The organism is Pseudoduganella flava (genome assembly GCF_007830495.1).
Classification (GTDB): domain Bacteria; phylum Pseudomonadota; class Gammaproteobacteria; order Burkholderiales; family Burkholderiaceae_D; genus Rugamonas; species Rugamonas flava.
The window spans coordinates 1-12,999 of the sequence record NZ_VLKW01000001.1 but is presented as its reverse complement, the minus strand read 5'-3'; the positions used below and the strand labels follow the sequence as shown (position 1 = coordinate 12,999).

Annotated in this window: 15 protein-coding genes; 4 read left to right on the top strand and 11 right to left on the bottom strand. The window is 64.0% G+C overall.

What is annotated here, in order from left to right:
• Nucleotides 1-47: 47 nt before the first annotated feature.
• From metW to IP92_RS00025, 10 genes are all read right to left on the bottom strand, one after another.
• Nucleotides 48-683 (bottom strand): methionine biosynthesis protein MetW, encoded by a 636-nt coding sequence (metW, locus tag IP92_RS00070; RefSeq protein WP_145872501.1) that lies wholly within the window; start codon nucleotides 681-683, stop codon nucleotides 48-50.
• Nucleotides 680-1,801 carry a homoserine O-succinyltransferase MetX gene (metX, locus tag IP92_RS00065; protein ID WP_229418613.1) on the bottom strand — a complete coding sequence of 374 codons (1,122 nt, stop codon included), beginning with the start codon at nucleotides 1,799-1,801 and terminating at the stop codon, nucleotides 680-682. The genes metW and metX overlap by 4 nt, the downstream gene beginning before the upstream one ends.
• Before the next feature lie 134 nt (nucleotides 1,802-1,935).
• Nucleotides 1,936-3,684 (bottom strand): phosphoenolpyruvate--protein phosphotransferase, encoded by a 1,749-nt coding sequence (ptsP, locus tag IP92_RS00060; RefSeq protein WP_145872499.1) that lies wholly within the window; start codon nucleotides 3,682-3,684, stop codon nucleotides 1,936-1,938.
• Nucleotides 3,685-3,708: 24 nt separating this feature from the next.
• Nucleotides 3,709-3,978 carry an HPr family phosphocarrier protein gene (locus IP92_RS00055; RefSeq protein WP_145872498.1) on the bottom strand — a complete coding sequence of 90 codons (270 nt, stop codon included), beginning with the start codon at nucleotides 3,976-3,978 and terminating at the stop codon, nucleotides 3,709-3,711.
• A 103-nt stretch (nucleotides 3,979-4,081) separates the two neighbouring features.
• Nucleotides 4,082-4,483 carry a PTS sugar transporter subunit IIA gene (locus tag IP92_RS00050; RefSeq protein ID WP_145872497.1) on the bottom strand — a complete coding sequence of 134 codons (402 nt, stop codon included), beginning with the start codon at nucleotides 4,481-4,483 and terminating at the stop codon, nucleotides 4,082-4,084.
• A 12-nt stretch (nucleotides 4,484-4,495) separates the two neighbouring features.
• A complete protein-coding gene (gshB, locus tag IP92_RS00045; protein WP_145872496.1) occupies nucleotides 4,496-5,446 on the bottom strand; it encodes a glutathione synthase in 951 nt (316 codons plus the stop codon).
• 87 nt (nucleotides 5,447-5,533) lie between these two features.
• The gene (gene gshA / locus IP92_RS00040; RefSeq protein WP_145872495.1) at nucleotides 5,534-6,832 is read right to left on the bottom strand and encodes a glutamate--cysteine ligase; all 1,299 of its coding nucleotides are present in this window, start codon (nucleotides 6,830-6,832) and stop codon (nucleotides 5,534-5,536) included.
• A 151-nt stretch (nucleotides 6,833-6,983) separates the two neighbouring features.
• Entirely contained in the window at nucleotides 6,984-8,534 is a 1,551-nt protein-coding gene (locus IP92_RS00035) for an ammonium transporter (RefSeq protein WP_145872494.1), read from the bottom strand.
• 10 nt (nucleotides 8,535-8,544) lie between these two features.
• Nucleotides 8,545-8,883 carry a P-II family nitrogen regulator gene (locus tag IP92_RS00030; RefSeq protein ID WP_130186246.1) on the bottom strand — a complete coding sequence of 113 codons (339 nt, stop codon included), beginning with the start codon at nucleotides 8,881-8,883 and terminating at the stop codon, nucleotides 8,545-8,547.
• A gap of 17 nt (nucleotides 8,884-8,900) precedes the next feature.
• Complete coding sequence (locus tag IP92_RS00025; protein ID WP_145872493.1) at nucleotides 8,901-9,659, bottom strand: TorF family putative porin; 759 nt, start codon at nucleotides 9,657-9,659, stop codon at nucleotides 8,901-8,903.
• A 200-nt stretch (nucleotides 9,660-9,859) separates the two neighbouring features.
• On the opposite strand from IP92_RS00025, the gene IP92_RS00020 reads away from it, so the two are divergent.
• The 4 genes from IP92_RS00020 to IP92_RS00005 all read left to right on the top strand — a co-directional run bounded on the left by IP92_RS00020 (nucleotide 9,860) and on the right by IP92_RS00005 (nucleotide 12,690).
• Nucleotides 9,860-10,114 (top strand): accessory factor UbiK family protein, encoded by a 255-nt coding sequence (locus IP92_RS00020; RefSeq protein ID WP_145872492.1) that lies wholly within the window; start codon nucleotides 9,860-9,862, stop codon nucleotides 10,112-10,114.
• 84 nt (nucleotides 10,115-10,198) lie between these two features.
• Nucleotides 10,199-11,710 (top strand): YifB family Mg chelatase-like AAA ATPase, encoded by a 1,512-nt coding sequence (locus IP92_RS00015; protein WP_145872491.1) that lies wholly within the window; start codon nucleotides 10,199-10,201, stop codon nucleotides 11,708-11,710.
• 39 nt (nucleotides 11,711-11,749) lie between these two features.
• Nucleotides 11,750-12,262: a hypothetical protein gene (locus IP92_RS00010; RefSeq protein ID WP_145872490.1), complete on the top strand. Its 513-nt coding sequence runs from the start codon at nucleotides 11,750-11,752 to the stop codon at nucleotides 12,260-12,262.
• Nucleotides 12,263-12,339: 77 nt separating this feature from the next.
• The gene (locus IP92_RS00005; RefSeq protein WP_145872489.1) at nucleotides 12,340-12,690 is read left to right on the top strand and encodes a DUF1840 domain-containing protein; all 351 of its coding nucleotides are present in this window, start codon (nucleotides 12,340-12,342) and stop codon (nucleotides 12,688-12,690) included.
• Between the two features lie 39 nt (nucleotides 12,691-12,729).
• Here the strand turns inward: IP92_RS00005 and IP92_RS30325 are convergent.
• Nucleotides 12,730-12,999 (bottom strand): hypothetical protein (locus IP92_RS30325; protein WP_206752511.1); only part of this gene is annotated, 270 nt, incomplete at its 5' end.

The window sequence follows — 12,999 nt, the reverse complement described above, 5'->3', positions numbered from 1 at the left end:
ATTTTGGCAAATTCCACCGCCGCGCGCCACACGTTATTGATCCGGCATTAACGCGCGACGGCGCCGCTGCGTGCACCGCTGCGCTTCCTGAGCCGGAACACGGCCAGTTCGCCCCGCAGGTTCGGCAGGAATTCGACGATCTTTCCTTCGGCGAGCGCCACGTATTCGATCACCTCGACACCCACTTCGGCGGCCAGCGCGCGGAAGTCTTCGATCGTGGCGCAACGCACGTTCGGCGTATCGTACCACTGGTACGGCAGCGTCTTCGACACGGGCATCCGGCCGCGCAGCAGCGCCACGCGGTGCGGCCAGTACGCGAAGTTCGGGAACGAGACGATCGCTTCGATGCCGACGCGGACGATGTCACGCAGCAGCGCTTCCACGTGCTGCATCATCTGCAGCGCGGACAGGCACAGCACCGTGTCGAACGTGTCGTCGCCGAAGAGGGCCAGGCGGCCCTTCTCGAAATCCTGCTGGATCACGCGCACGCCGCGCTCGGTGCTGGCAAGCACCTGCTCGTCCGCCAGCTCAAGGCCGTAACCGGTGCAGCCCTTGTCGGTCTGCAGGTAATCCATCATCACGCCATCGCCGCAGCCCACGTCCAGCACGTGCGCGCCGGGCTTGATCCAGTGGGCGATGAACGCCAGGTCGGGGCGCGCGGTTTTCAGGTCGTCGAACGTCATGCGAGCTCCTTCGCGATCTGGCCGAAATAGGCGCGGACCATGCTCATGTATTTTGGATCCTCCAGCAGGAAGGCGTCGTGGCCGTGCGGCGCATCGATCTCGGCATAGGTGACTTCACGGCGGTTCGCCAGCAGTGCCTGCACGATCTCGCGCGAGCGCTCCGGCGCGAAGCGCCAGTCGGTGGTGAAAGACGCGAGGAAGAATTTGGCCTTCGTCTTCGCCAGCGTGCGCGCCAGGTCACCGTCGTGCACGCGGGCCGGGTCGAAGTAATCGAGCGCCTTCGTGATCAAGAGATAGGTGTTGGCGTCGAAGTATTCGGAGAATTTGTCGCCCTGGTAGCGCAGGTACGATTCGATCTCGAAGTCGATGCCATAGCCGAACTTGTAGCCGGCCGTCTCGGCACCGCCCTTCTCGGCGATGCTGCGCAGCTTGCGGCCGAACTTCTCGGCCATGTCGTCGTCGGACAGGTAGGTGATGTGGCCGATCATGCGCGCCACCTTCAGGCCGTTCTTCGGTACCACGCCGTGCTCGTAGAAATCGCCGCCATGGTAGTCCGGGTCGGACAGGATGGCCTGCCGCGCCACGTCGTTGAATGCGATGTTCTGCGCCGACAGCTTCGGCGTGGAGGCAATGACGACGCAGTGGCCCAGCCGGTCGGGGTACATGATGCTCCACGCGAGCGCCTGCATGCCGCCCAGCGAGCCGCCCATCACGGCCGCGAACCGGTCGATGCCGAGCCGGTCGGCCAGGCGGGCCTGCGCGGCCACCCAGTCCTCCACCGTCACGACGGGGAACGCGGCGCCGTACGGCTTGCCGGTGGCGGGGTTGGCATGCATCGGGCCCGTCGAACCGAAGCACGAGCCCAGGTTGTTGATGCCGATGACGAAGAAGCGGTTGGTGTCGACGGGCTTGCCGGGACCGACCATATTGTCCCACCAGCCCACGTTCTTCGGGTCGTCGGCATACCAGCCGGCGACGTGGTGCGAAGCGTTCAGCGCATGGCAGATCAGCACCGCGTTCGACTTGTCGGCATTTAAGGTACCGTACGTTTCATACATCAGCGTGTAGCCGGCGATCGTTGCGCCGCTTTGCAGCTGCAACGGTTCCGCGAACGCCATCGTTTGCGGAGAGACGATTCCTATCGAGGACATGTTGTTTTTACAAACTGCGGCCCCGCGGGCCAGTGATGGTGGCGGCGCCCGAATGGGGGCGCCGCTGGTGCTTGTTACGGCTGGTGCTCGTACTACAGCGTCTACAGCGTCTGGAGCGCCTGCACGGCATCCGCGATGACGTCAGGGTCCATCGAGCGCAATATCTTGCGCGTCTGCGGGCCGATCGCCGACATGTCGCTGTTCAGGATCTCCTGCTTCACCGACAGCAGCTGCGCCGGGTGCATCGAGAACTCGCGCAGCCCCATGCCGAGCAGGAGACGGGTCAGCTTCACGTCGCCGGCCATCTCGCCGCACACGGCAACGTCGATACCGGCCTTCTGGCCGGCGGCTATGGTCATCGAAATCAGTTGCAGTACGGCGGGATGCAGGGGATTGTAAAGGTGTGCCACCTCATAATCAACCCGGTCGATGGCCAGCGTGTACTGAATCAGGTCGTTCGTGCCGATCGACAGGAAGTGCATTTTTTTCACGAACATCGGCAGCGCCAGCGCGGCGGCCGGGATCTCGATCATCGCGCCCACTTCCACGTTCGGGTCGTACTTCACGTTCGCTTCGCGCAGCTCCGCCTTGGCCAGTTCGATCATCGCCAGCGACTGGTCGATCTCGTGCGCATGCGCCAGCATCGGGATCAGGATGCGCACCTTGCCGAACGCCGAGGCGCGCAGGATCGCGCGCAGCTGGGCCAGGAAGATCTGCGGCTCGGACAGGCAGTAGCGGATCGCGCGCAGGCCCAGCGCGGGGTTCAAGGCCGTGTGCTCGGTGGGGTCGAGCGGCTTGTCGGCGCCGATATCGAGCGTGCGGATCGTCACCGGCCGGCCCTTCATCGCCACGACGGCGCGCCGGTACTGCTCGAACTGCTCGTCCTCGGACGGCATGTCGCTGGCGCGGCCCATGAACAGGAACTCGGAGCGGAACAGGCCGACGCCGACGGCGCCCGCTTCCAGCGCCGGACCGCAATCGTCCGGCAGCTCGATGTTGGCCAGCAGCGTGATCGGCGTGCCGTCTTTCGTGACGGCCGGCGTCTTCTTCAACTTCGACAGCTTCTTGCGGGCGCGCTGCGCCGCCAGCTGGCGTTCGCGGTACTGCTCCAGCACGAGCGCACTGGGGCTGACGATGACCACGCCGGCATCGCCGTCGATGATGACCCAGTCGTCCTGCTCGATCAGCGTGGAAGCTTGCGACACGCCGACGGCGGCCGGGATGTCGAGGGAGCGGGCGACGATGGCCGTGTGCGAGTTCTGGCCGCCCACGTCGGTGACGAAGCCGATGAACGAGCGGTCGCGGAACTTCAGCATGTCGGCCGGCGAGATGTCGTGCGCCACGACGACCATCTGCGCCATGAATTCATCATCGTCCGGCTGCGTCTGCGGTGCCGGCAGCGGCTCGCTGCCCATCAACACCTTCAGCACGCGCTCGGCCACCTGCTGGATGTCGACCTTGCGCTCGCGGAGATACGGGTCCTCGATCTCGTCGAACTGCGCCGACAGCTCCTCGATCTGCGTGACGAGGGCCCATTCGGCGTTGTAGTGGCGGCTGCGGATGATGTCCAGCGGCGCCTCGGAGATCATCGGGTCGGACAGGATGAGGGCGTGGACGTCGATGAACGCGCCCAGCTCCGTCGGCGCGTCCTTCGGCAGTTCGTTCCACAAGGTCTGCAGCTCGCGGTGCACGGTGGCCAGCGCCGTCTGCAGGCGCACCACCTCGGCCTCGACGTGCTCCTCGGGCACCAGGTAATGCTTGACGTCGAGCGCCGCCGGCGCGAGCCGGTGGGCGCGGCCGATGGCGATGCCGCGCGAGACCGGTATGCCGTGCAGTGTGAACGATGCCATCGCAACTCCCCGGTCAAACGGCATTTACTCGCCTTCGCCGAACTTGTCGTTGACGAGCGCCGTCAGCGCCGCGATGCAGTCCTGTTCATCGGGGCCGTCGGCCTCCAGCGTCACCTTGGCGCCCTTGCCGGCGGCGAGCATCATGACGCCCATGATCGATTTCGCGTTGATGCGGCGGCCGTTGCGGGCCAGCCAGACGTCGCTCTGGAACTTCGCTGCCAATTGGGTGAACTTGGCGGATGCGCGCGCATGCAGGCCTAATTTATTGATAATCTCGAGTTCTTGCTGAATCATGTGTATGTCTTGTTATGCGTTGCCGGCGCGCGGGCCGGACTATGATGTCTTCATGCCATTCAGGCACCGCCTTGCATCTTCAACGGCGGCGCTTAAAAACTCTTTAATTCACCCTGATCCGGTTATCGACCCGCACCGCACCGCTCTGCGCGCCGGCCAGCGCCATCTCCACCACCACGTCCAGCGTATCGGTGCGATAGGTGATCGCGCGCAGCAGCATCGGCAGGCTGATGCCGGCGATGACTTCCACGTGCCCGGCGTCGGCCAGCTTGTTACAGCAGTTGGCCGGCGTGCCGCCCTTCACATCCGTGATCACCAGCACGCCGGAGCCGTCGTCGAGCCGCTTGATCGCCGCCGCCGCCAATGCCTGCACGTCGGAGAGGTCCTGGTCCGCCACCACGTCGATCGCCTCCAGGTGATCGACCTTGCCGCGAAAAACGTGCGCCACCGCCGCCAGGAAGGCTTCCCCCAGCGGGGCGTGCGTCATCAATAAAATCCCAACCATGTTCCGATCCCGTTATGCCGCCCGCGCCTGCGCTTCCAGCGCGTCGATGAACATGGCGGCGACCTGGAAGCCCGTCTGCTGCGTGATCTCCTGGAAGCAGGTCGGGCTCGTGACGTTCACCTCGGTGAGGTAATCGCCGATCACATCCAATCCTACCAGCAATAGGCCGCGCTTAGCCAATACCGGACCGATTGCCTCGGCAATGGCGCGATCGTTCTCGGTGAGCGGCTGCGCGACGCCGGTGCCGCCGGCGGCCAGGTTGCCCCGCACCTCGCCGGCCTGAGGAATGCGCGCCAGCGAGAACGGCACCGGCTTGCCGCCGATGACGAGGATGCGCTTGTCGCCCTTGACGATCTCCGGGATGTAGCGCTGCGCCATGATCGTGCGGCGGCCGTTGTCCGTCAGCGTCTCGACGATCGAACCGAGGTTCAAGCCGTCGGCCTTGACGCGGAAGATGCCGGCGCCGCCCATGCCGTCCAGCGGCTTGAAGATCACGTCGCCATGCTCGGCGTGGAAGGCACGCAGGCGCATCTCGTCGGACGTGACGAGCGTGGGCGACGTGAATTCGGGGAACTGGGCGATCGCCAGTTTTTCGTTGTGGTCGCGGATCGCCTGCGGGCTGTTGAACACGCGTGCGCCGTGGCGCTCGGCCTGCTGCAGCAGATAGGTGCCGTACACGTATTCCATGTCGAACGGCGGATCCTTGCGCTCGACGATCGCGTCGAATTCGGACAGCGACACGTCTTCCGACGGCGCGGCCTCGTACCAGTCTTCCTGGCCGCCGCCCGTCATCGTGATGCGCGATACGTACGCGCGCACCAGACCGTTCTCCAGCGCCATGTGACGCTGCTGGAACGCGTACACCTCGTGGCCGCGCTTGGCGGCCTCGGCCATCATGGCGTACGTGGAGTCCTTGTAGATCTTGAATGTCGACAGCGGGTCGGCAAGGAAAGCGATTTTCATGGGTGCATCCAATCGAAATGATGACTGATTTTAGCCGAGTTTCCCCGCAGCCATCGGCCGGTACGCTTTCGCCCGCAACCTTCCCGCTCAGTACACTTCGGGATTCGGATCGGTGCGCTCCATCTCCAGCGACGCGGCCAGCAGCGCCAGCCGGGCGACGACGCCGTACACGTAGAACCGGTTCGGCGCCGCCGTGCCCGGCTTGGCCTTCAGGTCCGGCACCGCGTGCTGCTGGGCAAACGCGAGCGGCACGAACTGCGAGCCGGGCGCGTTCAGGTTCTGGTCCACGCCGCGCTCGCCATGCACACGATAGAAACCGCCGACGACGTAGCGGTCGATCATGTAGACGACCGGCTCGGCCACGGCATCCTTGATGCTCTCGAACGTGGGCACGCCTTCCTGGATGTTCAGGTCGCTGACGACCTTGCCGTCCTTGATCACCGACATCTTCTCGCGCTGGGCCGGCGACAGGTCCTTCAGCTCGGCCGCATCGCGGATGCTGATGATGCCCTTGCCATACGTGCCAGCGTCCGGCTTGATGATGACGAACGGTTTTTCCTTGATGCCGTATTCCTTGTATTTCTTGCGCATCTTCGCCAGCACGGCATCGACGTTACCGGCTAGGCAATCCTGCCCTTCACCGCTCTGCAGGTCGACTTCGCCGCACTTCGCATGGAACGGATTGACCATCCACGGGTCCACGCCGATCAGCTTGCCGAACTTCTTGGCCACCTCGTCGTACGCCGTGAAATGGTTGTGCTTGCGGCGCAGTGCCCAGCCCGCGTGCAGCGGCGGCAGCAGGCTTTGCTCGTGGATGTTCTCCAGGATGTCCGGGATGCCGGCCGACAGGTCGTTGTTCAGCAGGATCGTGCACGGATCGAAATCCTTCAGGCCCACGCGCCGGCCGTTCGGCGAGCGCACCAGCGGTTCGATGACGAGCATATTGCCGTCCGGCAGAGCGAGCGGCGTCGGCTGCGTGATCTCGGGGTTCAGGGTGCCGAGGCGCACGTGCAGGCCCGTCTGGCGGAAGATCTGCATCAGCCGTGCGACGTTTTCCAGGTACGTCGGGTGGCGGTTATGGCTTTCCGGGATCAGCAGCAGGTTGCGCGCGTCCGGGCAATACTTGTCGATCGCCGCCATCGCCGCCTGCACGGACAGCGGCAGCATTTCGCTGGCCAGGTAGTGGAAACCGCCGGGGAACAGGTTCGTGTCCACCGGCGCCAGCTTGTAACCGGCGTTGCGCAAGTCGACGGAGCAATAGAACGGCGGCGTGTGCTCCTGCCATTCCAGGCGGAACCAGCGCTCGATGGCGGGCGTGGCGGCCAGGATTTTCTCTTCGAGGTCGAGCAGCGGTCCGGTCAGGGCCGTGACGAGGTGGGGAACCATGCTTTACATCCTTGTAATGATTATGCAACTGCATTGCGAACTGCGCAGGCGGACTTGCGAGTTCACCAAATCGGGGCAAAAGTTGCATTTTAAAGGTGTAGAAAGCAAAAAAGCGCCCCGCAGGGCGCTATTTTCCGTGAAAAACCCGGTTTTACGAGTGATAGGCGGATTCGCCGTGGCTCGTGATGTCCAGGCCTTCGCGCTCCTGCTCTTCCGGCACGCGCAGGCCGATGACCATGTCGATCAGCTTGTACGCGACGACCGACACGATGCCCGACCACAGGATCGTGATGCCGACGGCGGTCAGCTGCGTGACAACCTGGCCGCCGATCGAGAAGTCCGGCGAACCCTTGTTGGCGACATAGTCCCAGATGCCCTGGCCGCCCAGCGAAGGCGCGGCGAAGACACCCGTCAGCACGGCACCGAGGATACCGCCGACACCGTGCACGCCGAACACGTCCAGCGAGTCGTCAGCGCCCAGCATACGCTTCAGGCCGTTCACGCCCCACAGGCACACGACGCCGGCCAGCAGGCCGATCACGAGGCCGCCCATCGGACCGACGTAGCCGGCAGCCGGCGTGATCGCAACGAGGCCGGCGACGGCGCCCGATGCGGCACCCAGCATCGACGGTTTGCCTTTGACGATCCACTCCGCGAACAGCCAGGAAATGGCGGCAGCGGCGGTTGCCAGCAGCGTGTTGATGAACGCCAGCGCGGCAACGTCGCCCGCTTCCAGCGCGGAGCCGGCATTGAAGCCGAACCAGCCCACCCACAGCAGCGAAGCGCCAACCATCGTCAACGTCAGCGAGTGCGGTGCCATCGATTCGCGGCCATAGCCCACGCGCTTGCCCATCATGAAGGCGCCGACCAGGCCTGCCACCGCGGCATTGATGTGCACGACGGTGCCGCCGGCGAAGTCCAGTGCGCCCTTCTGCCAGATGTAGCCGGCTTTCGCGGTTTCGGTGGCCAGCGTTTCAGCGTTGGTGATCGCGTCCGGGCCCGTCCAGAACCAGACCATGTGCGCCATCGGCAGGTAGGCGAACGTGAACCAGATCACGATGAACGCCAGCACGGCGGAGAACTTCGCGCGCTCGGCGAACGCGCCGACGATCAGGCCGCAGGTGATCGCGGCAAACGTGCCCTGGAAGGCCACATAGATGAATTCGGGGATCACGACGCCCTTGCTGAACGTGGCGGCATACGCGAATGCGCCGGCAGCGGGGTCATAGATGCCTTTCAGGAAGGCGCGATCGAACGAACCGAGGATCGACGTGCCGCCTTGCGTGAACGCGAGCGAATAACCGTAGATGCACCACAGCACGATGATCAGCGAGAAGATCGTGAAGACCTGCATCAGCACGGACAGCATGTTTTTCGTACGAACGAGGCCGCCGTAGAACAGCGCCAGGCCGGGGATCGTCATCAGGATGACCAGCAAGGTCGCGACGAACATCCAGGCGGTATCGCCCTTCTGCGGCGTCGGTGCCGGCGCGGCGGCGGGTGCCGCAGGTGCCGCGGCAGCCGGAGCGGCGGCGGGAGTGGCTGCATCAGTCGCTGCGGGCGTGGCCGCCGCCGGCGCGGCGGTGGTGGCTGCGGCGGCCGGCGCATCGGCCGGCTTCGCATCCTGCGCCCACGCCGGCATGCCGGCGAAGGCCATCAGCATGGCTGCCCCAGCCAGCCACTTCGTTATCGTTTTTTTCATTGCTTCCCCCTTAAAGAGCGTCGTTGCCGGTTTCGCCGGTCCGGATACGGATTACCTGTTCCAGGTTATATACGAAAATCTTGCCGTCACCGATTTTGCCGGTGCGGGCTGCCGTTTCGATGGCTTCGATGGCCTGCTCGACGATGGCGTCGTCCACTGCCGCCTCGATCTTGGTCTTGGGGAGGAAATCGACCACATATTCGGCGCCGCGGTACAGCTCCGTATGGCCTTTCTGGCGACCGAAGCCTTTTACTTCGGTCACGGTTATCCCTTGCACGTTGATGGCGGACAGGGCTTCACGCACCTCGTCCAGCTTGAACGGCTTGATGATGGCGGTAATCATTTTCATGGCAGGCCTCGTTGATTTCAGAAGGTTTTGGACACGGTGAGTACGGCGCCCGAACGGCCCAGGTTCTTGCCGTTCGGAGCGAAATACGCCTCGGTATTGGTATCGATATAGGCCAGCGCCACGGTGGCGACACCGAAGTCCTTCGTGATGCCGACCTTCCAGTCCGTGTAGCTGGATGCGTTGTTATGTTTGACTTTCTGCCGGCCCACGTGCAGGTTCAGGATGAAGCCCTGGGCGATTTCCTGGTTCACCGCGGCGTCCCAGTACTGGCTGTTCTTGCTGTCGGCAAAGCCGAACAGGTTCGTCAACGAGTGCGAATACTTCAGCGTGGCAGGGCCGTAGCCCACCTGGCCATACAGCTCGAACGTGTTGGCGCTCGTCGGCAGCGAGTTCGACGGGTAGATATAACCGAGGCCGCCGACGTCGTAGGTGATGCCGGGCGCGATCTCGCCGCGCTTGCCCGCATAGACGTCCCATTCGATGCTGCCGTCGCCGCCCCCGTCCTTGACCCATTTGATCGTGGATGCCCAGGTGCCGGCGTAGAAACCTGTCGGGTTGTTGACCCAGTCGGCGCCGCCCTGCAGCGCGGGTTTCAGTCGAGATTGCGAAATGCCGCGGTAACGGTAATCGCTGGTGACGGCCGCATTAAAGCTGATCTCGTTGTCCGGTTTCGCCTCGGGTGCCGCGGCGGCTTCCTGTGCCTGGGCCTGGCCTGCTGCGAAACATGCGAACAGGACGGCGGCGGACAGGGCGGAGCGCTTGCTCGGGTAGGTCATGGCGATTTCCTTTTGAGTGAACTTTTATTGCGGTTTAAAATTCGTTTAATCGTCCCCATCTCTTTAGCAGAATGCGTGCCAGCAAAAGTTGCTGTGTCGATAGCTGGCAAAGTGACCAGGACACCTCTTTCGCACCAAATAATCTTCGGAGCCGCACCAGCGTGGTGCGGTGGCGCGACAAATCTCACCGGGAGCCCATCGTGGACATGAACACCTTCTTCAACGACCTGCAAAACAAGATCAATCACGTGATCGAGAATTCGCCCGCGAAGGACATCGAGCGCAACGTGAAGGCAATGATGACGCAGGGCTTTGCCCGCCTCGACCTCGTCACGCGCGAAGAGTTCGATATCCAGGCCCAGGTGCTGGCGAAGACCCGTGCACGTCTGGAACTGCTGGAAACCCGCCTGGCCGAGCTGGAAGCGAAGGTCGCCGCGGAGAAAACGCCGCTGTAACGCTTTTCCCCCTTGTGGCCGCTCAAGGCCGCGCCCGCTGCGCCGCTCTACGATGGAAAATCGCCATGCCGCAGCGGGGAATCGATGAGTCTGGCCGTGCTGAAAAGCCGCGCACTGTGCGGTATCGAAGCGCCTGAAGTGGGCGTCGAAGTACATCTCGCCAACGGCTTGCCGGCGTTTCACATCGTTGGGCTGGCCGAAACGGAAGTCAAGGAAGCGCGCGAGCGCGTGCGCGCCGCGATCATCAATGCCGGGTTCGACATGCCGGCGCACCGCATCACCGTCAGCCTTGCCCCTGCCGACCTGCCGAAGGAATCCGGGCGGTTCGACCTGCCGATCGCACTCGGCATCCTGGCCGCCTCCGGCCAGATTCCCGCTCCCGCACTGAAACGCTATGAATTTGCCGGCGAATTGTCGCTGACGGGCGAGCTGCGCCCGATCCGTGGCGCGCTCGCGATGACGTTCGCCATGCAGCGCTGTCACAATCCACGCTCGTTTGTGCTGCCGCGCGCGAACGCTGACGAAGCGGCGCTCGTCAATGGCGCAGCGATCTACCCGGCCGGCACGCTGCTGGAGGTGTGCAACCACTTTCGCGCAGCGGACGAAACCGCGCGGCTGTCCCGTCACAGTCCTGCCCTGCTCGCCGCGCCAGACAATCTGCCGGATTTCGCGGAAGTAAAGGGGCAGCAGAGTGCAAAGCGGGCGCTTGAAATCGCGGCGGCCGGATCACACAGCATCCTGCTCATCGGCCCACCCGGCGCAGGCAAGACGATGCTTGCCACCCGTTTCCCAGGATTGCTGCCGCCGATGACGGATGAAGAGGCGCTGGAGGCGGCCGCCGTCCAATCGTTGACGGGAACGTTCTCGGCCGCGAACTGGAAGCGGCGTCCGTTCCGCTCGCCGCACCATACATCGTCCGGCGTCGCGCTGGTCGGCGGCGGCAGCGTGCCTCGCCCCGGGGAGATCTCGCTGGCACACTGCGGTGTACTGTTTCTCGACGAACTGCCCGAATTCGACCGCCGCGTCCTGGAAGTGCTGCGCGAACCACTGGAATCCGGCCGGGTGACGATTTCGCGCGCCGCCCGCCAGGCGGAATTTCCGGCGCGCTTCCAGCTCGTGGCCGCGATGAATCCGTGCCCGTGCGGCTACTTGGGCCAGCCGGCCGGCCAGTGCCGCTGCACGCCGGATACGGTGCTGCGCTACCAGGGGCGCATCTCGGGCCCGTTGTACGACCGGATCGACATGCAGATCGAGGTCGGGCCCGTGCCGACCGACACTTTGCTGGCGGACGAGCACGCCGAACCATCCAGCGCGGTCGCTGCCCGGGTACAGGCCGCGCACCAGCGGCAGCTGGAACGACAACACAAGAGCAACCGTCTTTTGAGCGCACGCGAGGTCGACCGCCACTGCAAACCCGACCGTGCCGGCCAAGGTGCGCTCCAGAACGCAATGCTGCAATTCCATTGGTCGGCACGCGCATACCACCGCGTGCTGCGCGTCGCGCGGACCATCGCCGATCTGCGCGGCTCGCCGGCGATCAAGGAACGCGATGTCCTCGAGGCCGTGCAGTACCGGCGTGCGTTGCGGCAGCCGTGAGCGGTGGCGCGGGCAATCCGGCGCTGCTACCATCGCTGCATGAAGACTCCACTTGCAATTGCCGCCTTCGCCCTGGCGACGGGCTTGACGACTGCCCTGAGCGGCTGCAGCCCGAAGTTCGACTGGCGCGATTACCGCAGTGCGGACGCGCCCTATTCCATCCTGTTCCCGGGCAAGCCGGCGACCCACACCCGCACAGTGAACCTGGACGGGCAGCAAACGTCGATGACGATGGCCGCCGCGGATGTCGACGGCACGATGTTCGCCGTCGGCAGCACCGAACTGGTGAGCCCGGCCGCGGCCCAGCAGGCTGCCCAGGCGATGAAGACAGCCATGCTGCGCAATATCTCCGGCATACCCACCAAAGAGGGCAGCAAGAACGGTGGAGTTGCGCTCGAGGCACACGGCACGAACGGCGGCCGGGCCATCGCCTTGCATGGCCGCTTTGTCGCCCGCGGCAACAGGGCATACCAGGCGATCGTCGTCGGTCCCGACAAGGCAGTGGATAGGGAGGCGATTGAGACTTTCCTAACTTCATTTAAGCCGGACTGAAACGCCGCGTGTGCGCCAGTGGGTAGCGGCAAGTCGTGATATCGTTAAACCACTAAAACAACAGATCAGGAAGCGCCATGTTGATCACATTCAAATCCCAGACTTCGCCCGAGGTCACGATGTACCAGGAGCACGCGCAACGGATCCTCGATGTGCTGAACAAGAACCTGACGCGCGGCGTCATCACAGCGGCGGAAGCGGCCAGGGCGGTCGAACTGCTCGAGCAAGAAGTCGCTCTGAGCAAGCTGCACCCGGAAGTGGACGCAGAGCACGCCTCGCATACACACGCCCATCATCTGCTCGACGAAGACGAGACGCCCGAGATGGCCGAGAAGAATCACATCGGCTTCGCGCAGCGCGCCTACCCGTTCCTGGAAATGCTGCGCGCGGCACGCGACGGCGGCGACAACGTCATGTGGGGCGTTTGACCTGGCAAATTCCCGGGCGCAGCCTTGAGCCTCCGCCCATCATCCCCTTCCCAACATTCCCCACACCGGGGTCGGACCCCGTTTTTCGGAAATGTTTCCCGAAAAATGGTGACAGACCCCATTTTCCAAGCAACGTTTGAAGCGGAAATGAAAAAAGCCCACCAGGCGAAGCCAGGCAAACCTGGCTGAGCGGTGGGCTTCATGTGTAGGGCACAAATGAAAAAAGCCCGCTACGATCACGTAGCGGGCTCTCTTCGGTATAACAGCCTGACGATAACCTACTTTCACACTGGTTGCAGCACTATCATC